The 24914-nt window shown below is 61.0% G+C and carries 23 protein-coding genes; 10 read left to right on the forward strand and 13 right to left on the reverse strand.

Features of this window, described 5'->3' with window-relative positions:
* Window positions 1-99 precede the first annotated feature (99 nt).
* From BM300_RS09910 to BM300_RS09935, 6 genes are all read left to right on the forward strand, one after another.
* Entirely contained in the window at window positions 100-1269 is a 1170-nt protein-coding gene (locus BM300_RS09910; RefSeq protein ID WP_092462707.1) for an IS4 family transposase, read from the forward strand.
* A 397-nt stretch (window positions 1270-1666) separates the two neighbouring features.
* Entirely contained in the window at window positions 1667-3331 is a 1665-nt protein-coding gene (locus tag BM300_RS09915; protein ID WP_092224627.1) for an AMP-binding protein, read from the forward strand.
* A gap of 16 nt (window positions 3332-3347) precedes the next feature.
* The gene (locus BM300_RS09920; RefSeq protein ID WP_092224457.1) at window positions 3348-4109 is read left to right on the forward strand and encodes an SDR family NAD(P)-dependent oxidoreductase; all 762 of its coding nucleotides are present in this window, start codon (window positions 3348-3350) and stop codon (window positions 4107-4109) included.
* Window positions 4110-4125: 16 nt separating this feature from the next.
* A complete protein-coding gene (locus BM300_RS09925) occupies window positions 4126-5313 on the forward strand; it encodes an acetyl-CoA C-acyltransferase (RefSeq protein ID WP_092462833.1) in 1188 nt (395 codons plus the stop codon).
* A 9-nt stretch (window positions 5314-5322) separates the two neighbouring features.
* On the forward strand, window positions 5323-6450 hold the full coding sequence (locus tag BM300_RS09930; protein WP_063321224.1) for an acyl-CoA dehydrogenase: 1128 nt from the start codon (window positions 5323-5325) through the stop codon (window positions 6448-6450).
* 13 nt (window positions 6451-6463) lie between these two features.
* The gene (locus tag BM300_RS09935; RefSeq protein WP_063321225.1) at window positions 6464-7237 is read left to right on the forward strand and encodes an enoyl-CoA hydratase; all 774 of its coding nucleotides are present in this window, start codon (window positions 6464-6466) and stop codon (window positions 7235-7237) included.
* A 433-nt stretch (window positions 7238-7670) separates the two neighbouring features.
* Here BM300_RS09935 and BM300_RS09940 read toward each other — a convergent pair whose 3' ends face one another.
* From BM300_RS09940 to BM300_RS09990, 11 genes are all read right to left on the reverse strand, one after another.
* On the reverse strand, window positions 7671-8822 hold the full coding sequence (locus BM300_RS09940) for an acyl-CoA dehydrogenase family protein (RefSeq protein WP_092224459.1): 1152 nt from the start codon (window positions 8820-8822) through the stop codon (window positions 7671-7673).
* Window positions 8823-8825: 3 nt separating this feature from the next.
* Window positions 8826-9932, reverse strand: a complete 1107-nt coding sequence (locus BM300_RS09945; RefSeq protein WP_092462709.1) for an enoyl-CoA hydratase/isomerase family protein — start codon at window positions 9930-9932, stop codon at window positions 8826-8828.
* Between the two features lie 134 nt (window positions 9933-10066).
* Window positions 10067-10774 (reverse strand): HPP family protein, encoded by a 708-nt coding sequence (locus BM300_RS09950; protein WP_092346437.1) that lies wholly within the window; start codon window positions 10772-10774, stop codon window positions 10067-10069.
* Between the two features lie 177 nt (window positions 10775-10951).
* On the reverse strand, window positions 10952-12331 hold the full coding sequence (locus BM300_RS09955; protein ID WP_092462711.1) for a UDP-glucose dehydrogenase family protein: 1380 nt from the start codon (window positions 12329-12331) through the stop codon (window positions 10952-10954).
* A gap of 93 nt (window positions 12332-12424) precedes the next feature.
* A complete protein-coding gene (locus BM300_RS09960) occupies window positions 12425-13159 on the reverse strand; it encodes a metal-dependent hydrolase (protein ID WP_092462713.1) in 735 nt (244 codons plus the stop codon).
* Between the two features lie 3 nt (window positions 13160-13162).
* Entirely contained in the window at window positions 13163-13978 is an 816-nt protein-coding gene (locus BM300_RS09965) for a fatty acid desaturase family protein (RefSeq protein WP_256575820.1), read from the reverse strand.
* A gap of 77 nt (window positions 13979-14055) precedes the next feature.
* Window positions 14056-14844: a hypothetical protein gene (locus tag BM300_RS09970; protein WP_092462717.1), complete on the reverse strand. Its 789-nt coding sequence runs from the start codon at window positions 14842-14844 to the stop codon at window positions 14056-14058.
* 93 nt (window positions 14845-14937) lie between these two features.
* Complete coding sequence (locus tag BM300_RS09975) at window positions 14938-15858, reverse strand: LysR family transcriptional regulator (RefSeq protein ID WP_092462719.1); 921 nt, start codon at window positions 15856-15858, stop codon at window positions 14938-14940.
* Between the two features lie 58 nt (window positions 15859-15916).
* Window positions 15917-16450: a hypothetical protein gene (locus BM300_RS09980; protein WP_092462721.1), complete on the reverse strand. Its 534-nt coding sequence runs from the start codon at window positions 16448-16450 to the stop codon at window positions 15917-15919.
* A gap of 39 nt (window positions 16451-16489) precedes the next feature.
* Entirely contained in the window at window positions 16490-17281 is a 792-nt protein-coding gene (locus BM300_RS09985) for a putative hydro-lyase (protein ID WP_092462723.1), read from the reverse strand.
* Window positions 17282-17373: 92 nt separating this feature from the next.
* Window positions 17374-18321 carry a LysR family transcriptional regulator gene (locus BM300_RS09990; protein WP_092346427.1) on the reverse strand — a complete coding sequence of 316 codons (948 nt, stop codon included), beginning with the start codon at window positions 18319-18321 and terminating at the stop codon, window positions 17374-17376.
* A 262-nt stretch (window positions 18322-18583) separates the two neighbouring features.
* Here BM300_RS09990 and BM300_RS09995 point away from each other — a divergent pair, with 262 nt between their 5' ends.
* The 3 genes from BM300_RS09995 (at window position 18584) to BM300_RS10005 (ending at window position 21964) form a co-directional block, all read left to right on the forward strand.
* The gene (locus tag BM300_RS09995) at window positions 18584-19867 is read left to right on the forward strand and encodes an MFS transporter (protein ID WP_170862041.1); all 1284 of its coding nucleotides are present in this window, start codon (window positions 18584-18586) and stop codon (window positions 19865-19867) included.
* Between the two features lie 119 nt (window positions 19868-19986).
* On the forward strand, window positions 19987-21225 hold the full coding sequence (locus BM300_RS10000) for an OprD family porin (RefSeq protein WP_092412967.1): 1239 nt from the start codon (window positions 19987-19989) through the stop codon (window positions 21223-21225).
* A 166-nt stretch (window positions 21226-21391) separates the two neighbouring features.
* Window positions 21392-21964 (forward strand): phosphoglycerate mutase family protein, encoded by a 573-nt coding sequence (locus BM300_RS10005; protein WP_092346425.1) that lies wholly within the window; start codon window positions 21392-21394, stop codon window positions 21962-21964.
* Here BM300_RS10005 and BM300_RS10010 read toward each other — a convergent pair.
* Together BM300_RS10010 and BM300_RS10015 are read right to left on the reverse strand one after the other, a co-directional pair.
* A complete protein-coding gene (locus tag BM300_RS10010; protein WP_092224478.1) occupies window positions 21953-22633 on the reverse strand; it encodes a class I SAM-dependent methyltransferase in 681 nt (226 codons plus the stop codon). The genes BM300_RS10005 and BM300_RS10010 overlap by 12 nt on opposite strands.
* Before the next feature lie 63 nt (window positions 22634-22696).
* Entirely contained in the window at window positions 22697-23326 is a 630-nt protein-coding gene (locus BM300_RS10015) for a LysE family translocator (RefSeq protein WP_072345288.1), read from the reverse strand.
* Between the two features lie 155 nt (window positions 23327-23481).
* Between BM300_RS10015 and BM300_RS10020 the strand changes: the two genes are divergently transcribed.
* On the forward strand, window positions 23482-24858 hold the full coding sequence (locus tag BM300_RS10020) for an XAC2610-related protein (protein ID WP_092346419.1): 1377 nt from the start codon (window positions 23482-23484) through the stop codon (window positions 24856-24858).
* The last annotated feature ends 56 nt before the right edge of the window (window positions 24859-24914 follow it).

Below are 24914 nucleotides of genomic sequence, written 5' to 3' on the forward strand. Positions count from 1 at the left end.
GTCACTAGTGTCCGGTAAAAACTGAAGGGGGAGCTTGCTCCCCCTTGCTGTGCCTGCGTCTTAAGCAATAATCAGGTTTTTCAGACTCGATTTTCGCCCATGTTCAGCAGCACGCGATTTGCACAAATGCTCCAGGCCCTTCCTCATCAGCTCTTCAAGGCAGCCGTCAAACGCTGTGGTGCTGATCGTTACGCTAAGCAGTTCACTTCCTGGGATCTACTTATCACGCTGATTTACGGTCAGCTTGTCCAAGCTAAAAGCTTGCGCACGTTGGCGACAGCTTCACAGTCGCTGGAACCCCATCGTTATCACCTAAACGCCAAGAACATGGTGCGTTCAACCCTTTGCGATGCCTTGAGTAAGCGCAGCTCTGAACCGTTTCGCCTGGCCTGCGAGCACCTGCTTCAAGGTGTTGGTCGCAAACAGCGCAAGTCGCTCGAAGCGATGATCACCTTGATCGATTCGACCTCAATCAGCCTGCGTGGACCCGGTTTTGACGAATGGACCACCGCGACGAAAACCCGCATAACTCAAGGCCTGAAGGTGCATGTGGCAATCGATCCACGGCAAACAGCCCCGACTTACGTGAACATCACCGCCGCCAACGTCAACGATCTGAGCGATGCCCTGACCATGCCTCTTGAAGCGGGTATGACATACGTTTTCGATAAGGGTTACTGCGACTACAACTGGTGGTACCAGATCGATCAGTTGGGCTCTTTCTTCGTCACACGGCTGAAAAAAAACGCCAACCTGAAGCAGGTAGAAAGCTTGAGAAAAGACGATGCACCGGAATTCATTGAGGCAGACGAATCGGTGCTGTTCGGTAAGAAATACCTGAACACTCGACGTCCGAATCACTATCAGGATCAGGCTGTGCGCCGGATTCAGGTTCGTCGAGACGACCATGAAACGCCACTGGTGCTGGTTACCAATGACTTCTCTCGCTCAGCTGAGGAGGTCGCTGATCTGTACAAACAACGTTGGCAGATCGAGTTGTTTTTCAAGTGGATCAAGCAAAACCTCAAGTTAAAACGATATTTCGGCTTCTCCGAAAATGCCGTTCGTCTGCAGATCTACAGCGCCTTGATTACCTACCTTTTGCTGCACCTTTATCAGCACCGCTCAGGATGTTCGGGGCCTATTTCAGACTTTGCTATTAGGCTGACCCACAGCTTGTTCGAACGCCCATTGAGCATCGAACGCCTTGAAGACCGAAGGCAGAAGCAAACAGAGCTGAAGGCTACCCAAGGTAACCTTCAGCTCTGAAAAGATTTTACCGGACACTAGTGACGCTCCTGGGTGGGAATGTCGCCAGGGACGCCGGAAAAGGTTTACTCATTCACATGGACGCATCCTTTGTAGTGGCTGAAAACTGCCCTGTGGCGAGGGATCTTGCTCCCGCTGGGGCGCGGAGCGGCCCCAAAACCGGACAACCGGGTGTGTCAGGCTGATTGAGTTGACTGCTTTGGGGCGGCTGCGCAGCCCAGCGGGAGCAAGCTCCCTCGCCACAGGGGGGGCGACAGGCAACACACCCCTGAACCATGGCCAAACCAGTCAAGCAACTTGAAAGCTTTGACCATTGCCGCCACAGCCCTTCGGCGCGAGTATTTGCCTGCTATCCACGGTTCCCCCAACCAATAAAAAACACAGAGGGATGCTGGTCATGCGCGATTATTCGTCCGCCACTTCGCAATTCGATTACCTGCAAACCGTCAACGCCGCGCTGCACGGCTCGCTCGAGGCGCTCAATGCCTGTGTCGAGTGTTGCGACCGGCATGCGTTGCCGGGGCGCATCGCCTTGTTCTGGGAGGGCCGTGACGGCAGCGATGCGACTTGGACTTACCGTGACCTGCAGGACAACGCCGCGCGGTTCGCCAATTTCCTCCGCGCCCAAGGCGTCGGCAAGGGCGACAAAGTGGCCGGCCTGCTGCCGCGCACCGCGGAACTCTTGATCGTTGTACTCGCCACCTGGCGTATCGGAGCGGTGTATCAACCGCTGTTCACCGCATTCGGGCCAAAGGCCATCGAGCACCGCGTCGGCAGCTCGGGCGCACGGATCGTCGTGACCGACGCCGTCAACCGTCCCAAGCTCAATGAAGTCGCCGGTTGCCCCACCATCGTCACGGTCGGTGGTGAAAAGGGCCAGGGCATCGTGCGCGGCGACTACAGTTTCTGGGCCGAAGTGGCGAACCACTCCAGCCAGTGCGAACCGCTGATGCTCACCGGCGAAGACCCGTTCCTGCTGATGTTCACCTCCGGCACCACAGGGCCTGCCAAGGCGCTGTCGGTGCCACTCAAGGCCATCGTTGCGTTCCAGAGCTACACCCGTGACGCGGTGGACCTGCGACCTGAAGACGCCTTCTGGAACGTCGCCGACCCCGGTTGGGCCTACGGCATTTATTTCGGCGTGACCGGGCCGCTGGCCATGGGACATCCGATTACTTTCTACGATGGCCCGTTCACCCTGGAAAGCACCTGCCGGGTCATCAACAAATACGGCATCACCAACCTGACCGGCTCGCCCACTGCCTATCGGCTGTTGATCGCCGGGGGCGAGCAGTTTGCCCGCTCGATCAAGGGCAAGCTGCGCATCGTCAGCAGCGCTGGTGAGCCGTTGAACCCGGAGGTGATCCGTTGGTTCGCCGATAATCTGAACGTGGTGATCCACGACCATTATGGCCAGACCGAACTAGGCATGGTGCTGTGCAACCACCATGGGCTGGAACATCCGGTACATCTGGGGGCGGCCGGTTTTGCCTCGCCGGGCCATCGGATCGTGGTGCTGGATGAAAACCAGCGCGAGCTGGGCGTGGGCCAGCCGGGCATTCTCGCGGTGGACCGCAGCCAGTCGCCCATGTGCTGGTTCGCCGGTTACGAAGGTGCGCCGACCAAGGCCTTCGTTGGCGACTACTACTTGAGCGGCGACACCGTGGAGCTTAACCCCGACGGCAGCATCAGCTTCGTCGGCCGTAGCGATGACGTGATCACTACCTCCGGCTACCGGGTCGGTCCGTTCGACGTGGAAAGTGCGCTGATCGAACACCCGGCCGTGGTGGAAGCGGCGGTGATCGGCAAGCCCGATCCGGAACGCACCGAGCTGGTGAAGGCCTTCGTGGTGCTCAGCACCCAATATCGCGCCTCACCGGAGCTGGCCGAGGAATTGCGCCTGCATGTGCGCAAGCGCCTGGCGGCCCATGCGTATCCCCGTGAAATCGAATTTGTCAGCGACTTGCCGAAAACCCCAAGCGGCAAGTTGCAGCGCTTTATCTTGCGCAACCAGGAAATCGCCAAGGCTCAAGAGGCCGCGGCGCAGAACGTTTCAGCTTGAACCCAAGGAAACCATGATGCAGATCGACAACAAGATTTTCCTCGTCAGCGGCGGCGCGTCCGGCCTCGGCGCGGCCACCGCTGAAATGCTGGTCAAGGCCGGCGCCAAGGTGATGCTGGTGGACCTCAACGCCGACGCCGTGGCCGCCCAGGCGCAAAAACTGGGCTGCCAGAGCGTGGTGGCCGATATCAGCAACGAAGCGGCGGCTGAAGCGGCGGTCCAGGCCACGGTCGATGCGTTCGGTGGTCTGAATGGCCTGGTGAATTGCGCCGGTATCGTGCGCGGCGAGAAGATCCTCGGCAAGAACGGCCCCCACGGGCTGGACAGCTTCAGCCAGGTGATCAACGTCAACCTGATCGGCAGCTTCAACTTGCTGCGCCTGGCGGCTGCGGCCATTGCCGAAACCGAGGCAGACGCCGATGGCGAACGTGGCGTGATCATCAACACCGCTTCGGTAGCGGCCTTCGACGGCCAGATCGGCCAGGCCGCCTACGCGGCCTCCAAAGGCGCCATCGCCAGCCTGACGTTGCCAGCCGCCCGTGAACTGGCGCGCTTCGGTATCCGGGTGATGACCATTGCCCCGGGGATTTTCGAAACCCCGATGATGGCCGGCATGACACCCGAGGTGCGGGATTCCCTGGCCGCTGGCGTGCCGTTTCCGCCACGCCTTGGGAAACCGTCCGAGTACGCGGCGCTGGCCAGGCATATCATTGAGAACAGCATGCTCAACGGCGAGGTGATCCGTCTCGACGGTGCCTTGCGTATGGCAGCCAAATAAGTAAGGAGGATTCATGATGTCCAACGATCCTATTGTCATCGTCAGTGCCGTCCGTACCCCCATGGGCGGTTTCCAGGGCGAACTGAAAAGCCTCACCGCCCCGCAACTCGGTGCCGCCGCCATCAAGGCCGCCGTGGAGCGGGCCGGTATCGCGCCGGGTGCGGTTGAAGAAGTGCTGTTCGGTTGCGTGCTCGCCGCCGGCCAGGGCCAGGCACCGGCACGTCAGGCCGCACTGGGCGCCGGGCTCGACAAGTCGACCCGCTGCACCACGCTCAACAAGATGTGCGGTTCGGGCATGGAAGCGACGATCCTGGCCCACGACATGCTCATCGCCGGCAGCGCCGAGGTGGTGGTGGCCGGCGGCATGGAGAGCATGTCCAACGCGCCGTACCTGCTCGATCGCGCCCGCGGCGGTTATCGCATGGGCCATGGCCGGGTGCTTGACCACATGTTCCTCGATGGCCTGGAAGACGCCTACGACAAAGGTCGGCTGATGGGCACTTTCGCCGAAGATTGCGCCGAGGCCAATGGTTTGAGTCGCGAGGCCCAGGATGCCTTCGCCATTGCGTCCACCACCCGCGCCCAGCAGGCGATCAAGGACGGCAGTTTCGATGCCGAGATCGTGCCGTTGCAGGTCATGGTCGGCAAGGAACAAGTGACCATTCGCCACGACGAGCAGCCGCCGAAAGCGCGGATCGACAAGATCGCCTCGCTCAAACCGGCGTTCCGCGAGGGCGGCACGGTGACGGCGGCCAACGCCAGTTCCATTTCCGATGGTGCCGCAGCCCTGGTGCTGATGCGCCAGAGCCAGGCTGCCCAGCGTGGCCTCAAGCCCCTGGCGGTGATCCACGGTCACGCGGCGTTTGCCGATACTCCGAGCCTGTTTCCCACCGCACCGATTGGCGCCGTGAAGAAGCTGATGCAGAAAACCAGTTGGTCGCTGGATCAAGTCGACCTGTTCGAAGTCAACGAAGCCTTTGCCGTGGTCGGGCTGGTGACCATGGACAAGCTGGAGATTGCCCATGACAAGGTCAACGTCCACGGCGGCGCCTGTGCGCTGGGCCACCCGATTGGCGCGTCTGGCGCACGGATCCTGGTGACCCTGCTGTCAGCCCTGCGCCAGAAGGGTCTCAAGCGCGGCGTCGCGGCGATCTGCATTGGTGGCGGCGAAGCCACGGCCATGGCCGTCGAATGCCTGTATTAAGGAATTACCATGCTTGCGACTGAAGAACAGACTCAAATCCGCGACATGGCCCGGCAGTTCGCCGAGGAACGCTTGAAACCGTTCGCCGCCGAATGGGACCGCGAGCACCGTTTTCCCCGGGAAGCCATCGATGAAATGGCCGAGCTGGGCTTCTTCGGCATGCTGGTGCCGGAGCAGTGGGGCGGTTGCGACACCGGTTACCTGGCGTATGCCATGACCCTGGAAGAAATCGCCGCCGGCGACGGCGCGTGCTCGACCATCATGAGTGTGCACAATTCGGTGGGCTGCGTGCCGATCCTCAAGTTCGGCAACGATGAGCAGAAGGCGAAATTCCTCACGCCCCTGGCCAGTGGCGCGATGCTTGGTGCCTTCGCCCTGACCGAGCCCCAGGCCGGTTCGGACGCCAGCAGCCTCAAGACGCGGGCGCGGCTGGAGGGGGATCATTACGTGCTCAACGGTTGCAAGCAGTTCATCACCTCCGGGCAGAACGCCGGGGTGGTGATTGTGTTTGCGGTGACCGATCCGAGCGCAGGCAAGCGTGGCATCAGTGCGTTCATCGTGCCGACCGATTCGCCGGGCTACAGCGTCGCGCGGGTCGAAGACAAACTCGGCCAGCATGCCTCCGACACTTGCCAGATCCTCTTCGAGGATTTGAAGGTGCCGGTGGGCAATCGCCTGGGGGAGGAGGGCGAGGGCTACAAGATCGCCTTGGCGAACCTGGAAGGCGGGCGCGTGGGCATCGCGGCGCAAGCGGTGGGCATGGCCCGCGCGGCGTTCGAAGCGGCCCGGGACTATGCCCGGGAACGCTCCAGTTTCGGCAAGCCGATCATCGAACACCAGGCCGTGGCGTTCCGCCTGGCCGACATGGCGACCCAGATCGCCGTGGCCCGGCAAATGGTGCACTACGCCGCTGCCCTGCGAGACAGCGGCCAGCCAGCGCTGGTGGAGGCCTCCATGGCCAAGCTGTTCGCCTCGGAAATGGCTGAAAAAGTCTGCTCCATGGCATTGCAAACCCTGGGCGGCTACGGTTACCTGAACGACTTCCCGCTGGAGCGCATCTACCGCGACGTGCGGGTCTGCCAGATCTACGAAGGCACCAGCGACATTCAGCGCATGGTCATTTCGCGCAATCTTTGAACAGGAGTCCTGCATGAGCTACGAAACGATTTTATTGGAGATCAAGGACCGCGTCGGCCTGATCACCCTCAACCGTCCCCAGGCCTTGAACGCCTTGAACGCGCAGATCGTCAGCGAACTGAACCAGGCGCTGGATAGCCTGGAGGCTGATCCGAAGATTGGCTGCATCGTGCTGACCGGCTCGAAAAAAGCCTTTGCCGCCGGTGCCGATATCAAGGAAATGGCCGAGCTGACCTACCCGCAGATCTACCTGGACGACCTGTTCAGCGACAGCGACCGCGTGGCCAACCGTCGCAAGCCGATCATCGCGGCGGTGAACGGTTTTGCCTTGGGCGGTGGCTGTGAGCTGGCGTTGATGTGCGACTTCATCCTGGCCGGCGACAACGCCAAGTTCGGCCAGCCGGAAGTCAACCTCGGCGTGCTGCCAGGCATGGGCGGCACCCAGCGCCTGACCCGGGCGGTGGGCAAGGCCAAGGCCATGGAAATGTGCCTGACCGGGCGCTTCATCGATGCCGTGGAGGCAGAGCGTTGCGGTATCGTGGCGCGGATCGTACCGGCCGATGAGCTGCTGGATGACGCACTGAAAACCGCCGCGTTGATCGCCTCCAAGTCGGTGCCCATCAGCATGATGGTCAAGGAAAGCGTCAACCGTGCGTTTGAAGTCAGCCTGTCCGAAGGCGTGCGTTTTGAGCGGCGTGTATTCCACGCCGCGTTTGCGACGCAAGATCAGAAAGAAGGCATGGCGGCATTCGTGGCCAAGCGCGCGGCGGAGTTCCAGGACAAGTAAGGCGGCCACCCCATAACCCGTGGCGAGGGAGCTTGCTCCCGCTCGGCTGCGCAGCAGTCGCAAACCGGATCATGTGGTTCGGCTGAAAAAATGCAGAGGCCTGCTTCGCAGACCAGCGGGAGCAAGCTCCCTCGCCACATTGGGTTTGTGTAGAGCCGAAATTGGAGCTCGACCAAAGTCCCTGTGGGAGCCGGGCTGCTCGCGATGGCGTCAGCCCAGACACCCCATAACCCGTGGCGAGGGAGCTTGCTCCCGCTCGGCTGCGTAGCAGTCGCAAACCGGATCATGTGGTTCGGCTGAAAAAATGCAGAGGCCTGCTTCGCAGACCAGCGGGAGCAAGCTCCCTCGCCACATTGGGTTTGTGTGGAGCCGAAATTGGAGCTCGACCAAAGTCCCTGTGGGAGCGAGCCTGCTCGCGATGCTTTCCCAGCCATCACACCAGGTAGTGTTTCAACTCCCGAGCGATGACCATCCGCTGTATCTCGCTCGACCCTTCATAAATCTGGGTAATCCGCGCATCGCGGTAGTAGCGTTCCACCGGATAATCCTCGAGATACCCATAACCACCATGAATCTGTATGGCCGAGGAGCAGACTTTCTCGGCCATTTCCGAGGCAAACAGCTTGGCCTGGGAGGCTTCTGACAGGCAAGGTTGGCCCGCGCTGCGCAGGCGGGCGGCGTGGAGGATGAGCAGGCGGGTGGCGTTGATGCGGGTGTGCATGTCGGCCAGCAGGTTGGCGATGCTCTGGTGCTCGATGATCGGCTTGTCGAACTGGACGCGATCACGCGCGTAAGCCAGCGCCGCTTCGAACGCCGCGCGGGCGATGCCCAAGGCTTGCGCCGCGATGCCGATGCGGCCGCCTTCCAGGTTGGACAGGGCGATGGCCAGGCCTTTACCGCGAGCCCCCAGCAGGTTGGCTTCGGGGATGGTGCAATTGCTCAAGGTGACCGCGCAGGTGTCCGAGGCGCGGATGCCCATTTTGTGTTCGGTGCGATCAACGATGAAGCCCGGCGTATCGGTGGGCACCAGGAACGCTGAAATGCCTTTCTTGCCCAGTTCCGGGTCCGTCACGGCAAACACGATCGCCAGTTTCGCTCGCTTGCCATTGCTGACGAACTGCTTGGCGCCGTTGATGACCCATTGGCCATCGCGCAATTCGGCCCGGGTGCGCAGGTTGTGGGCTTCGGAGCCGGCCTGGGGCTCGGTCAGGCAGAAGCAGCCAATGGCCTGGCCACTGGCGAGGTCGGCCAACCATGTCTGTTTTTGTTCGTCGGTGCCGAAATTCAGCACCGGCCCGCAACCCACCGAATTGTGGATGCTCATCAGTGCGCCGGTAGCACCGTCGCCTGCGGAGATTTCCTCCACGGCCAGGGCATAGGCGACGTAATCGACGTAGGTACCGCCCCATTCTTCCGGCACTACCATTCCCAGCAGGCCCAGCTCACCCATCTTCGCCACTAGGCCGTCGTCAATCCAGCCGGCCTTTTCCCACGCCTGGGCATGGGGGGCGATTTCACCACGGGCGAAGTCCCGGGCCATGTCGCGGATCATCACTTGTTCTTCGGTCAGTTCGAGGTCATGCATGGCTCAGTTCCCGTGGTCGTCGAAGCCCTCGAAGAAACTCGTCACATGGTCGGCGTCCAGCGCCTCCAGGGTCGGCGGGTTCCAACGCGGGTTCTTGTCTTTGTCGATCAGCAAGGCGCGTACACCTTCGATCAGGTCACCGCGTTCGAACCATTGCTGATCCAGATGCAGTTCCAGGGCAAAACAGTCTTCCAGGCTCAAATGCCGACCGCGCCGCAGCATTTCCAGGGTCACGGCCATGGCCAGGGGAGAGCGGCTGTCCAGCAGGTCAGCGGTCTTTATTGCCCATTCATGGCTGTTGGCGACGGTGACCTGGCGCAACTGCTCGACCATGCTCGGCACGTCGGGCAGGCCAAAGAAATGATCGATGGCTGGCCGCAGATCGGCCAGGGGCGGGGCAGGCAGCTGTTGCACACCGAGTTTGGCCAGCAGGCTCTGCAGGTCCTTGAGTGGCGTATCACCCCACTCCAGGCGATCGAGGCGCGCATCGAGCTGTTCAAGCTTGCGACTGTCCAGATACCAGTCGGCCAGCCCGCAATACAAGGCGTCGGCCGCGCGGATCTGCGCGCCGCTGACGCCCAGGTAGATCCCCAGTTCGCCAGGAATGCGCGGCAGGAAGTAGCTGCCGCCTACGTCCGGGAAATACCCGATGCCGACTTCCGGCATGCCCAGGCGGCTGCGCTCGGTCACCACCCGCAGGTCGGCACCTTGTGCCAGCCCCATGCCGCCGCCCAGCACGAAGCCATCCATCAAGGCGACGATTGGTTTACGGTAGTGATGAATCGTCAGGTCGAGGGCGTATTCCTCGACGAAGAAATCTTCATGCAGGGTGTCACCCTGCTTGTGGCTGTCGTACAACGAACGGATATCGCCGCCGGCGCAAAACGCCTTCTCGCCCGCGCCCCGCAGCACCACGGCGCGGATCTGTGGGTCCAGGGCCCAGGTATCGAGTTGTTGCTGCAAGCTGCGCACCATGCCCAGGGTGAGGGCATTGAGGCCGGCGGGGCGGTTCAGGGTCAAATGGCCAATGTGATTGCGAACGTCGACCAGCACCTCATAGGCCGCGGTGTCGAGGGTTCCCGCAGCGTGTGATGAAACCTGAGCTGTCATCGCTAACTCCCTGCTTTTATTCTTCTTTATGAATTGTGTCGCGCGTACCTATTCAGGATCGTAACAGTGCAAATTTGCATTGCACAACCGGGATACGTGCAGGTCCTTTCTGCATATTTATAGCAGCCGCAGGCTCAGCCGCGACTAGAGAGAACCTCCGCGATGCTGCGGCGCTTGGCATTTCGCTCGCTGGCGTGGATCAACTGCTCAAGATCTTCCGGCGTGACGTCAAAGAATGCTTCCATTTCCGCCAAGGCCAGTTTCAGGTCTTCGGCTGTGATCGCCTGGCGGTCGACGGGAGGGTGGTCAGCCGGTATGACGGCCACCGGTTCGCTGGCACGCTTGGGATAGCGCACCCGCGTCAGGTTGTTATAGGCCAGCGCAAAGGCCAGCAACCCGGAACCGGCCAGCATCGCCGCACCAACGGCTTGCCAGTCCAAGGCAATGATAGACGGGGCGGCCAGCACCAGCGTCGCCGCCAGGGCGCCTGCCGGCGGATGCAAGCAACGCAGCCAGCACATCAACACCAGCGCCATGCCCGCCGCCAGGCAGGCGCTACCCAGCGTACGGCCCAGTACATGGGCCACCAGCAGCGCGACGACCGACGCACACAGGTAACCGCCGACAATCGACCAGGGCTGGGCGAGGGCGCCCGATGACACCGCAAACAACAGCACCGCCGAGGCGCCGAGGGGGCCGATCAGGTGTTGCGCCACCTCGAGGCCGAATACCTGGCCACAAAGCCAGACACTGAACATCGTCCCCAGCGCCATGCCGATGGCGGCGCGGCTCCACTCGGTGGGACGGGTATTGATAGCGGCGGGGAACCAGCGAGAAAGCATTAAGCGAAAATCCAAAAAACGAACAAAAAAAGGGGCTTACGGGAGAGTCCCAGAAAGCCCTTTAAGTGTTCCAACAGTTGGGGGAGGAACGGTGCACAGTGTGCCGCTCACAACTCTTGCTTACAAATTCATATTAATGCTGGTTGAGTGCATTAATTTTGAGGTAACGCCCACAGGTCACGCGCTTCTCGAAGCCGGGAACCACGTTTGCTGGGCGATAGGCAGGTTGCGCGACTGCCCGCGACCCATCGGGAAATAGGTGAAACCCTTGTCGGCCATGCGCTCCGGATCGAAAAGGTTACGACCGTCAAAAATCACCGGGGCCTTGAGCCGTTGTTGGATCAGGTCGAAGTCCGGCGCCTTGAAGGGTTGCCATTCGGTACAGATGACCAATGCGTCGGCCCCCGGCAACACCGATTCCGGCGTGCCCATCAGCATGAGTCGGGGCTCGTCGGGGTAGAGCAATTGCGTCTGCTGCATCGCCTCTGGGTCAAAGGCTCGGACACTGGCTCCCGCGGCCCAGAGCGACTCCAGCAGGGTACGGCTCGGAGCATCGCGCATGTCGTCGGTGTTGGGCTTGAAGGCCAGGCCCCAGAGGGCGAAGGTCTTGCCGCGCAGGTCGCCCTGGTAGAACGCGTTGATCCGCTCGAACAGCTTGTGTTTCTGCCGCCCGTTGATGGCTTCCACCGCTTGCAGCAGGTCGCTGGAGCAATGAGCCTGCTCGGCCGTGTGGATCAGGGCACGCATGTCCTTGGGAAAGCACGAACCGCCGTAGCCGCATCCCGGGTAGATGAAGTGATAGCCGATGCGCGAGTCGGCGCCGATGCCCAGGCGCACGGACTCGATGTCGGCCCCCAGGTGTTCGGCCAGTTCGGCGATCTGGTTGATAAAACTGATCTTGGTCGCCAGCATGCCGTTGGCGGCATATTTGGTCAGCTCGGCGCTGCGCAGGTCCATGAACAAGACCCGATCGTGGTTGCGGTTGAACGGGGCGTACAGGTCGCGCATGGTTTCGCGCACTTCATCGCGCTCGCAGCCGATCACGATGCGATCCGGACGACGGCAATCGGCGACCGCCGAGCCTTCCTTGAGGAATTCGGGGTTGGAAACAATATCGAACTGCAGCAGGCGACTGGCCTTGAGCAGGCATTTGTCGATGTGCCCCCGCAGAACGTCGCCGGTGCCCACCGGCACGGTGGACTTCTCCACCACAATGAGCGGTTGCTCGCGGTAGCGGGCGACGGCCTCGCCGACGGCCAGGACCTGGCTCAGATCGGCACTGCCATCTTCCCGGGAAGGCGTGCCCACGGCGATAAACAGCACCTGGCCGTGCTGCACGGCGAGCTGTTCGTCGCAGGTGAAATGCAAGCGGCCAGCTTCCAGGCCTTCACGCACCAGCGCGGCCAGGCCAGGTTCGTAAATGCTCACCTGGCCTTGGCGCAAGCTGTCGACCTTGCGCTCGTCGATGTCCATGCACACCACGTCATGGCCCACTTCGGCCAACACGGCAGCTTGCACCAAGCCTACGTAACCACTTCCGAATACGCTGATTTTCATGGCGAACTCCCTGGAACTTTCCGAGCGGGCGACATGCACAACCAGCGTTCGCCGCAGTGCGCTTGGTCCAGAATAAATCGGGGATATTGCAGTTCACTTACAGCCTGCCACCGCAGTCGTTTTCAGCGGAAGAAAGTAGGCGCCCCATCCGCTTGCCAGCAGCACCAAGTTCGCACCATCGCGCAGTAGCAGGCGCCCCGTGGCCCATCCCAGCTGCCTGGCGCTGACGCGGCCGCGGGCCATGTCCCAGCGAGCAAAACCATGCAGATGCCGCAGGACATCGAAGCTCATCAGCGCCGATGCGGCCAAAAAATAGACAATCCGCTGCCAATAAGGGACACCCAACGCCTGGAGTAGATCGGTGGTGACGTGCTGATGAGCCACTTCTTCGGCGCAGTGCCAGCGCCACAGGCGTGTTTGCGGGGAGGTGCTGGTAGACAGCAGCCCACCACTGCGCAAGGCGATCCGCGAGGTGACGGCCGTCACATGCTCGAACGCCGCGGCCAGGGACAGCTGCGCATGGAGTGACAGTTTGGCACGCAGGGCATCGAGGTCCTTTTCGATCTCGCGTTCGTATTTCTTGACGTCAAAACCCTGCCTTTCCAGTTGTTGGTTGTAGAGACGATGGGCTCGCTGGTGGGCGCGTTCCTCGGCCACGAAGTCGCGCGACTGGTTAGCCAGTGGCGAGTTTGGCGGCAACTGCAAAGCGGATGATTGCACCACTGAAATCACAAATTGTTCGCCGGCAGGGAGCAGCACCGAAAAGGCATCGAACAGGTAGGTCCTGATCGGTGTGTCGTTCCAGAAGGGCTCGCAGTTGTTTTTCATGGCTTATTTCCAGAGTCGGGGACCGAGTCGCATCCATGTCGCAACGAACGCGGGCAGCCCTGTCGTGCCACCGGGATTGTCTTTGGCGAGTACCCTCGATTGCGCGTAGGCGTGGAACCAACGGGTTGCCGGCGCATGATGGTGGGTGCGATGCAGCGAACGATGCAGGATCAGCCAGGAGAGGATCTTTGGCAGGCGCACGTCCGTGGTGATCTCACAGGGCGCGCGTCGCGGGCCTTGGGCCGAGATCCGTACGCCATAGTGCTCGGCCTGCGTCAGCCAGAAATCCATCCAGGCAAACAGGCAATAAGGGAGCAGATAGATGCAGACGACCAGTCGAGGCGCCTCATAGAGACCGAACGCCAGCGCAGCCGCAAAAACGCCGATCACGGCGTTGTTCCAGCGCCAGCGCCAGACCGCGTTCGGCGGCAGGTAGCGGCGGGAGATCCTGTTGGTGGAAATCGCCACCCAGAGTTGCTCCGCGGCACCCAGCAGGCTGATCCAGCGGGTCGGCCAGGTCTGTTCGTACATCAAGCCTTCGGGATCATCGGCCTGGCAGGTCTTGCGGTGGTGTTCGAGGTGGAAGTAGCGGTAGCCCACGAAGTTTGCCGCAAAAATGCCCGCCGCGAACACACCCACCGCCTCATTGAGAGGTGTGCCCACAAGGAACTGGCGATGCACGCCTTGATGCTTGATCTCCTGGACACCGATCATCAGGATCGCCTGCAGCACGATCAGCGGTGCGACAGCCAGCCATGTGAATGCCTCCTGCGTCGCCAGCCAGCCGATCGCGGCGGTATTGAGGACGCACAGCAGCATGAATAGGTAGCTGGGAAGATTGCTGCTCGATGAAGGAAAAGCCACTGCACGGGCAACGGCTAGAGCCCGGGAGGTACTCACAGGCACACGAAGACCAGTTTTTTCATGCGTTGCAACCAGGGCAACGGAACTCTCTTCCAGATGAACGAAAGGCCCGACAGCGGCACTTTGCCTTGGAGCAGCACGCCGACATCCAGCGAAGGCTCATGGGGGAAGTAGTTGTCTTTGATGGCGACAATCTTGCGAAAGCCTTTCTTGAAGTAGTACCGCAGCTGTGGGTCCAACGGCACTCCCTGGCGTTTACTCAGGATGTAGTGCGCCTCTGTGAAGCCGGGGTTTTTCGAGCGCCAATCCCTTAGGCCCGGGACAGGAGATCCCAGGTAGATGACCGACCAGCCTTGTTTCAGCGCGTAGGGCCAGAAGAACTCGAAAATCGCATTGGCCGCTTTCGGGTCGACGCTGCTCAGGCTAATGCCAAACAACGCATCCGTTCTGGCCGATTCGTCACCGTGCTGCTTCCTCGCGCAATCTGCCCAGGTCGGACACTGGCGAATATGGTCGTGCCGGGTCGGTTTCATGAACAGCGATGCCCGCGCGGTGCCGCTGCGTGTGCAAAACGCACCGACACTCAGGGCCGGGAATGCGGCGATTCGGGAGGCCAGCATGGCGGCATCGGCCCGCTGGTCGTCCGTCCATTTCCGTTGTTCGAGCTCAAGCAGCGAGGGGATGTCTGCACACGACAGGAACCGGACACAGATCTCTCCTTCACGGGACCTGTCGCTGTTCTGCGCGTCATGCCTGTGTTCCCTATGATTTGGCGTTGTAGCCGGCGCTTCGGGCGTTCTGTTTTTCAGGAATGCTTGCATCAGGCAGATAGCTCACCGATCGAGGGACGGGATCAATCGGTGCCCACGGTATGTCACCGGTGTGAATATCTGATGACGAAATGAATGGGCGGCTCAATTCATATCGAGTCGATACCCGGGCGGTAACTGTGCGACGAATTCGCCGACCACTTCCCGGGTCAGGCTGACGATGTCTTCTACCCGTTCCATTCCCGCGCCGGTCCGCCAACTGGCGACGATGTCCATGACCGATGGCAGCGGCACGCCGTCCACCAAGGTCAATGTGCCTTGGGCCAGTTCGCCGACGACCAGCGCCGCGGGCATGGCGCCAATGCCAAAGCCGTCGCGAACCAGGCGGGTAATGGCCGAGGCCGAGTTCACGCAGTTGATGCGGGGCGAGACGATGTTGGCCGAATGCAACAGGTTGAGAATGTCCTGGTGGGGGCGAGAGTTGCGCGAGAAGGTCACTATGCGTTCCTGGGACAAGTCCTCCAGCGACGCATAGGGCCGGTCATAGGCGGAGCCGGTGCGCACCACCCAGTGCATCGGGTAACGGGTCAGCAGCGCGTTGCGTACACTGTCCAGGCGCAGGATGTCGGTCTGGAAAATGATGTCCTGGTAGCCTTTTTTCAGTTGCGAGCACAGGTTGCTCGCGGTGTCGGCCGACAGTTCGATTTCCAGGGCCGGGTAACATTCCATCAGGCGCGTCACCAAGGGGCTGAGCCAGGTGTGGATCACCGTATCCATCGCACCGATGCGGATTCGGCCACGCACCTGGCGTGGATCCTTGATCACGGCTTTCATGCTTTGCATGGTGTCCATGATGCGCTCGGCGTATTCCAGCACGCGCTGGCCTTCGGAGGTCAGCGATACACCTTTGGAATCGCGCACGAACAGGCGCACGCCCATTTCGTCCTCCAGGGCGGCGATCCGACTGGAGATGGACGCCTGGGTGGTGAACAGCTTTTCCGCGGTGAGGCGAAAGCTCTTCAGGCGGGCGACCCAGACGAAGGTTTCGAGAAACTTGATGTTCACTTGGGGCGATTCCTTGAAACAGTCATGCAAGACTCCTGAAAGCGCACGGGCGGCCTGATCAAAGATCTTCCAGGTAGCGGATAACATCCTGGAGCGCGCCTGAATCCGGGACGTTATCGAGAACCGCTTCAGGCTGGCACCATGGGTACTCCAGTCGCGATACCCAGGCCATGATCATCGGCAGATCGGTTGCCGGCAGCGTCTTCATGTGTTCGATGGTGATGGTCAGTCGCTCGACCAGGCTCGACGCCGGATCGAACTGCCAGTCATACAGGCCACAACCGACGCGTGCCTCGCCACTGTTCTTGTCGGACATTGCCACCAGCCACTTGCACTGGAACGCCTCGGCGTTTGCCGGCGGCGGGGCGGCCAGGCAGAACGTGTAGACGTTTTCGAAGGTCTGGCCAAAGCGACTGACCAACACGTCGCCAATGGCGGTACGGCCTTCGACGTGGTCGGGAAACGTGATGGAACCGGTGCGCACGTTCATGTGCAGCGTAGCAGTCGGCGTAAAAGCCTGATCCAGCAGGTGCGGGCGATTGCCGTCCTTGGCGCTGATGTACTGTTGAATCGATTGCTGAGCGGTGTTCATCGTGTGTCCCTTCAAGTTGAAAACGGCCTCGTCCGAGGTTTACAAATCACTGTTCCATAAGTCCGTCACCAGCATGCAGCCAGGGGCGTGGGTGATGCACAACGGTGGACGTGAGGCCTGGACCACCGATTGAGGCGTTACGCCGCAGGCCCAGAATACCGGGATCTCGTCCGCTTCCACCGGCACGGCATCGCCGTAATCCGGCGAGTCCAGGGATTGAATGCCGATCAGTGACGGATCGCCGATGTGTACCGGGGCGCCGTGAACGTTGGGCATGCGCCCGGTAATCTGGATCGCCTGGATCGCCGCGGCGGCTTTCATCGGCCGCATGGTCACCACCATCTTGCCAGACAGGCGGGCGGTGGGGCGTGTGTCGATGTTGGTCTGGAACATCGCGACATTGCGCCCCAACGCAATGTGCCGCAAACGGATGCCGGCCTCCAGCAGGGGTTGTTCGAACGAGAACGAGCAACCGAGGGCGAAGGCCACCAGGTCGTCCTGCCACAGGTGTTCGATGTCCAGCGGCGCTTCGCTCAACTCGCCGTGGCGGTAGACCCGGTATTGAGGTACCTCGTGGCGGATATCGATGGCGGCGCCCAGGTTACGGAAGAACGGATCGCCTGGCTCGGTCACGTCAAGCACCGGGCAAGCCTGGCGATTGAGGGTGCAGTAGCGCAGGAATTCATTGGCCCAGTCGCCGGGCAGGATCACGATATTGGCTTGCACGCGGCCCTGGCCCAGGCCGCTGGTATGGCCCTGGTACTGACCGGCGGCGATGTTTTGGCGCAGGGCCAGGGGTGTGCATTGCTGCAGTTGTTCGAAGGACATCATTACGGGGCTCTCCAAGCGTTCGTTCGCTACTTTGAGAACACCGTGGCGATGACGTCCAACAAGGAATATTGCTACCCCGTGACAACTAAAAGTTATTCAAGAGGTGGTTGGCCGTTCAGCCCGGGAGCCGCCACCATGCGTTGCGGCCCGACATCAACGGCGTATTGGCTGACTACCTGGCGACTCATCTGGACGATGTTCTCGACCAGTTCCAGGCCGACACCCGCCCGCCACGAGGCGACGACGTCGAGTTGGGGCAGGGCGGTGCCGGGTTCGAGCTGGATCAATTCGCCGCTGGCCAGGGGCTTGGCCACCAGCGCGGCGGGCAGGGCGCCGATGCCGAATCCGTCGCGAATCAATCGGGTCATGGCCGACACCGAGTTGACGCAACTGACCCGTGGCGCATTCACGCCATGGGCGTACAACAGGTTGAGTACATCCTGATGCGGCCGCGAATGCTTGACGAAGGTGATGATGCGCTCGCCGGCCATTTCCACCAGTGACGCGTAGGGGCGGGCATAGATCGACTGGCTGGCGGCGATCCAGTGCATGGGGTAGTGACCCAATTCCAGGTTGCGCACGCTTTCGTGGCGGACCAGATCGGTCTGGAACACGATGTCCAGGTAGCCTTTTTGCAATTGGTCACAGAGATTGCGCGCGGCATCGGCGGTGATTTCGATTTCCACGGCGGGGAAGGCTTGCATCAGCATCGACATCAACGGGCTGAGCCAGGTGTGGATCACCGTATCCATCACGCCGATGCGCACCAGGCCTTGCTGCGCAATGGTGGTGTCCAGTGACTGCTTCAACGCCCGCTGCACTTCGAGCATCTGCTCGGCGTAGTCGAGCACCTTGAGGCCTTCGGGGGTCAGCGAAACCCCGCGCGAATCCCGTACGAACAGGCGCAGGCCCAACTCCTCTTCCAGCGAAGCGATTCGGCTGGAGATCGCCGCCTGGGTGCTGAACATCTTCTCGGCGGTGAGGCTGAAACTCTGTAGCCGGGCGACCCAGACAAAGGTTTCGAGGAATTTGAGGTTCATGAGGGCTCTCTGGGTGCGGGTGGTTCTTATGTTGCAATTGTTTTGCAATTGTCACTCCAGATCGGGCCGTTGGGGCATCAAATTTTCTTATGTCCCATCTGGTGTTTTTCCCGTTTGACGCTGTGCCGATCCGCCACCAAGAATCCGCTCCACGACGCAGCCACTGCGTCCGCATCCCCAACGACAACGCCTTCACAAAAAAATAACGAGGCGTGTCCGTCATCTTCGCTTGCTGCCGCAGGAACCTCCCATGGAAAAGACCATGACTGACTGCGTAACCACCGGGACAGGGCGCACGGGCCCGTTCAGTTGGTACGGCCCCCTGTCGAAAAATGAAAAACGTACATTCTGGAGCTGCAAGATCGGCTATGCCCTGGACGGCATGGATACACAGATGCTGAGCTTCGTCATCCCGACCCTGATCGCGACCTGGGGGATTTCCAAGGGCGACGCCGGCTTGATTGGCACCTGCACGCTGCTGGCCTCGGCGGCCGGCGGTTGGATCGCCGGGATCCTGTCCGACCGAATCGGCCGGGTACGGACCCTGCAATTGACGGTCCTGTGGTTCGCATTCTTCACCTTCCTGTGTGGGCTGGCGCAGAATTACGAGCAATTACTGGTGGCCCGGACCTTGATGGGCTTTGGCTTCGGCGGTGAATGGACCGCAGGGGCGGTATTGATCGGCGAGGTGATCCGCTCCAAGGACCGTGGCAAAGCGGTGGGCATGGTGCAGGCCGGATGGGCGCTGGGCTGGGGGTTGACGGCGCTGTTGTATGCCGGGCTGTTCAGTTTCCTGCCGCCGGAAGACGCCTGGCGGGCGTTGTTCCTGATTGGCCTGGTGCCGGCGCTGTTTGTGCTGGTGATCCGTCGACTGGTCAAGGAGTCGGACACCTTCGAACATGCGGTGCGGCAGCGCCAGGCCAAGCCGGAACTGGGCTCTCGCTGGGCCTTCTTCGAGATCTTTTCCCCCCGGATGCTCAGCACGACGTTGCGCGCCTCGCTGTTGACCACCGGTGCGCTGGGCGGCTACTACGCCATCACCACGTGGTTGCCGACGTACCTGAAAACCGAGCGCGGCCTGAGTGTGCTCGGTACGGGCGGCTACCTGGCGATGGTCATCGTCGGTTCCTACATCGGCTACGTGACCAGTGCGCTGCTGACCGATGCCATCGGCCGCAAGAAGAACTTCATCCTGTTCGCCGTCGGGTCCATGGCCATCGTCCTGGCCTACACCCAATTGCCAATCGATAACACCTGGATGCTCTGGTTGGGCTTTCCACTGGGTTTCTTCGCCTCGGGCATCTTCGCCGGCATGGGCGCATTCCTGACCGAGCTGTTTCCCACCCGCATGCGCGGGTCGGGGCAGGGCTTCTGCTACAACGCCGGGCGTTCCATCGCGGCGCTATTCCCATTGTTCATCGGCGCGTTGAGCAACACCTTGCCCATCGGCACCGGGATCGGCGTGTTTGCGGCCGGCGCCTATGGTGTGGTGATCCTGGCGGCGTTGAGCCTGCCGGAAACCCGCGGCAGGCAGCTCGAGTCCTGACCACCCGTGACGTCCGCGCACAGCGCGGACGCCGCTACACCCCTTAAAACAACAACCATCGGACGCGATTGCAACGCCCCCGAGAGGGTTCGCTCGCGTCCTAAAAAAAGGAGCATGCCATGGGGCATTTCACATCCACCTGGTTTTATACCCCCGCCGGTACGTTGCTGGGCCTGAGCCTGATCGGCGTGCCGAACGCCCAGGCCGACTTCATCGCCGACAGCAAAGGCAGCCTGGAGGCCCGCAACTTCTACTTCAACCGCGACTTCCGCCACGAAGGGGCACGGGACAAGGCTGAAGAATGGGCGCAGGGCTTTCTGCTGCGGATGGAGTCGGGATACACCGCCGGGACCGTGGGTTTCGGCCTCGATGCCTTGGGCATGGCCGGTTTCAAACTGGATTCCGGGGGCGGTACGGCGGGCACCAACCTGCTGCCAGCGGATCGGTCCGGCGGCTCGCAAGACCGCTATGGCGAACTGGGCCTGACCGCCAAAGTCCGTGTGTCCAACAGCACCTTGAAGTTGGGAACGTTGCAGATCAAGGACCCTGCGGTAAGTTCCAACGACACGCGCCTGTTGCCGGGAACCTTCAAGGGCGGCTTGTTGAGCGTGCAGGAAATCGATCGTTTGAAGCTGACCGCCGGGCAACTCACGCAGATCAATTTTGTCGACTCCACCGATTACCAGGACATGACCGCCAACCGCATCGGCGGCAGCAGCGACAAGTTCCAGTTCGCCGGAGCCGACTATCAGTTCCTGCCGAACCTCACGGCGCAATACCGCTATAGCCTGTTGGAAGACATCTACCAGCAGAACTACCTCGGCTTCGTCCACACCGTGGACCTGGGCGCAGGCCAGTCGTTCAAGAGCGACGTGCGCTATTCGCGCAGCACCGAAGACGGCAGTTTTCGCGAACTCGACAACCAGGCTTTCGGCGCCATGTTCACCTACAGCCTGGCGGGGCATGCGTTGGGCCTGGGCTACCAGCGCATGAGCGGCGACGATCCGTTCCCGTACATCGGACGCAGCGATCCCTACCTGGTCAACTTTGTGCAGATCGGCGACTTCGCCAACATCGACGAGCGTTCCTGGCAAGCGCGCTATGACTATAACTTTGCGGCTATTGGCGTACCCGGGTTGACCTTCATGACTCGCTACATCACCGGCGACAACGTCCAGCGCAGCGCACCGGGCGAAGGCAAGGAATGGGAGCGCAACATGGATATCGCCTATGTGGTACAGGATGGAACCTTGAAGGGCCTCGGCTTGAAATGGCGCAACGCAACGGTGCGCTCGAATTTTGGCAACGACCTGGATGAGAACCGGTTGATCGTCAGCTACACGATGGCGCTTTGGTAAAGAGATCGCTGGTAAAACCGATCCTGTGGCACAAGAACTGGCTCCCTCGCCACAGGGTCATCACTCCTTGGATAAAAGGAGCATTGCACTCGATCAATGGCGCCGTTGCCTGTATACAGGTGCGCTTCGAAAGGGATTTTCAAGGCAAAACAAGGGAGCTGTCGCTGTGATTTACCTGATACGCCATGCCACGCCGCTGATCGATTACAAGCCCTGCAATGCGCATTCAGCCAAGTTGCTGCTGGATGAATACAATCAGACCTCGTCCATCGATGAGGGTGAAATTGCCGCATTTCTGAGCCAACCGGATTTGTCCCAAGCGCTTTTGGCGACCGAAGCCAACATCATTTCCTCGCCCGTCAACAGAGCCTACGCGACGGCATGCCGGCTATTCGAAGCCACACGTATCCAACAGGATGCTCGACTACGTGAATACGACCTGCGGTTAAGCAGCATTCCTGTCTTGAAAATGGGCGTGAGGCATTGGTTCGCCTTGCACAGGATCCTGTGGTTGCTGGGGATTTCACTTGGGGCCGCCAGCTGGAAAGCCGAACACCAGCGGGCGCTCGGTGTCGCCGATGAGCTTTACAACAGTTGCGGCGAACCGGGGAAGACCACGATCGTGGTGTCTCACGGCATGTTTCTCAGAACCGTCAGGAAAACCCTGCAAAAGCGCGGATTGCAGGCGCGCAGGGTGTATCGCTCGGGGTGTTTTACCGTCGAGTCGCTAACGCCATGACGAGGATTGCTCGGCCACCAGCAGTAACGACTGCGGCACCGGGCTTTGTGGATGCTGAGGTTCCTGCAGGAGCACCAATCGGAAACCGGCCATGTCCAGGGCATTGAGCCAACTGGACAAGGTGCGGAAGTACCACGGCATACGTTGCCATTGGCCTTTGAACCCATCGAAGGTTTCTTCTCGCCAACCGTCCTGATAATCGCCCGCCGCCACGGTCCATGGATGCAGCGTCTGAACCACCAGCGCGCCACCTGGGCTGAGCAGGGCATTCATCGCAGCGAGCAATGGGATGATGTCCTGGTGCAGCAGGGCGAAGTTGGCGCAGATCAGGTCGTAGCCGCTGCCAACGTCCACCTTCTCCTGCACCAGTGCGTCATAGCTTGCCAGATGCACCGGCGAGGAACCCGCCGCCCGGGCCGCTTCGACCAGCGTCGCGTCGCCATCCACACCGACCGCTTCGATGCCCCTGTCAGCCAGCGCCCGCAACAGCCAGCCTTCGCCGCAGCCCAGATCGAGCACGCGCTCGGGCTGGCGGCTCTGCACCACCAGTAGCATGGCCTGGTCCGTGACCGTCAGCCGGCTTTCGATGGCCCCCGTGCGGATGGCTTCGATCCAGGATTGGGCATTGTGGTGCCAGCTTTGAAGGAGGGTGGTTTCCGAGGACGACATTGATCCAGCTCCGCAATGGATTGGGTAAGCATAGGCCAATCGCTGGCGCAGCGAAGCCAGTGGTCAAAGCGGGCGGTCAAGAAACAACAGGCGTGCGGCCAGCGCTGCCATGACCCCGGCAAAACCATACGTGCCCAGGCGCCTTGAAATCCCGCCGCTTGCCAGCTTCGCCCTGAGCTGAGCGGCGCAAACACCCAACAGCGTATGAAAGACGAGTGCAATCAGCGCCAGCAACGCGCCCAGGAAGATCAACTGCACACTGACGCCTCCAGCCTTGACGTTGACGAACTGGGGCAGGAACACCATGAAGAACAGCAGCGCCTTGGGATTCAAGAGGCTGTTGAGGGCGCCCCGGCAGAAGATTTTCCACAGCGAAGCCACCTGGAGCTGGCTATCCTGAGTCGCTGCTGGCGTTCTCAGTGCTTGCCAGGCAAGCCACAGCAGATAACCAGCCCCGGCCAGGCGCAGGATGTCGAACGCCGGCGCCCAGCTCATCACCAGCGCACCAATGCCCGCGCTGACCATCATCGTCATCAGCACGTCCGAAAAGGAAATGCCAAGGGCGGCGGCAATACCGGCACGCCAGCCGTGGGCCAGCGCATGACTGGTGACAAAGGCCATGTTGGGCCCTGGGACGATCAGCAGAAGCACAACAGCAACCACGAACAGGTAGAGATTGGCGGTATCCGGCATGGGGATCACTCCGTGGGGTGAGCCACGACAGTAAGCGAATGACGAGGAGGGCGTCAGTTACAGTCCGGGCCAATCTGATAGCAACAGTCGTTTCTCGCGATGCATCAAGGCAATCGCTAAACTGCTGGCCCGAATTTCAGCAAGGAAGTGGGTGGATGCGTTCGCTCGTCAGCAGTGTGCTTCTTTCCATGACGCTGGTATCCCCGGTCATGGCCGAGCCAAGGGCGTTTTCGGTGAATGATCGCAGCGGCCAATACCTGGTCGACGTGTTGTTCCCGGAGCCGCCGGAAGACCCGCATCAACTGGCGCACGCCTTTATCACCATTCGCGACAACACCACCCACCAAGCCCTGCAGCAATTGCAGACGCCCGCCGGCAATGTGCCCGTGGACCGCAACGGCAAGGTCGATAACTGGTTACTCGGCCCCCAGAGCCTGTTGTACTTCGATGACTTCAACTTCGATGGCCGCCTGGACTTGGCGATTCGTAACGGCAACGATCCCGATGCGAGTTACAAACCGGCGTTCGATGTCTACCTGCAAGACCCGCAGAAAACCCAATGGGTCCTCAATCCTGCGCTGACGGGTTTGGCAAAGGAGGACAGCAAAGGCATGTTCTCCGTCAGCCCGCTGGACGGTGTCCTGCTTTCGCAAACCGACCGCGACTGCTGCTGGACTCGCGCCACCCACTGGAAAATGCGCGGCGACGAGTTGGTCCTGCTTCACTCAGACACCGAGGAGCAAATCCAGCCGACCGAGGAGGGCGAAAATACCAGCATGCCCAGCGGCTACACGCGACGCACCACCGGTGAATTGAAAGATGGCCAGTGGCTCGAACAATCGAGCCTGGAAGGTCCGGAAAAGGAGGATCCAGTGATTCTTGCCGGAACCCTCGACGCCAGGACCCCGGTAGAGCTCTGGTACCAGGTACAGGGAACCGTGATCATTGGCGAGGTGCGCTACACCCAGGCTGGCACAGGCGAAGCGATCAAGCTGCTGGGAACCCGGGAAGACGCCGACGACGATCTCATCAGCCTCCACGAATACGCCGATGACGGTCGTCAAACCGGTACCTGGCGGATCTCCCGGGAAACAGTCGAACCCTACAATCACACCGGCACCTGGGTCAGCGGCATTCAGGGCGACGACAGCAAGTTGGCGATCCTGCTGCACGATGAAGAACGGGAATTGGATGGCGACAAAATCGACGACGTCGACGCTGACCAGCGCAGCGGCCATTACCAGATGCGCCAGGACGCCCTGGGGCGCGACGCCGACCTGGACTTGAAGATCCTGCCGGACCGCGACGCCAACGGAAAAGAAATCGCGGAATTGAGCGTGACCTTGAAGGGCGGCGTGACCGAGCATCACATCGTACCGATGGAAAGCGAAAACCTGATCATCGTGCGCGAGCCGCAAGTCTCCGAGAAAAACGCTCCGTATCACATTCAATTGGTGAAAGGCTTCGCGGTCATTGGGAACAACGCTGGGCCGGATTCGCAGGAGGGGCTGGGGGTGTATTTGAAGCAGTGAACGCAGCCTCCGTTAGGACGCACCGAAACCGCACTTGCCTCCACCTGTACCCAGCT

The organism is Pseudomonas sp. NFACC46-3 (genome assembly GCF_900114515.1).
In the GTDB taxonomy this organism is placed as follows: Bacteria; Pseudomonadota; Gammaproteobacteria; order Pseudomonadales; family Pseudomonadaceae; genus Aquipseudomonas; species Aquipseudomonas fluorescens_Q.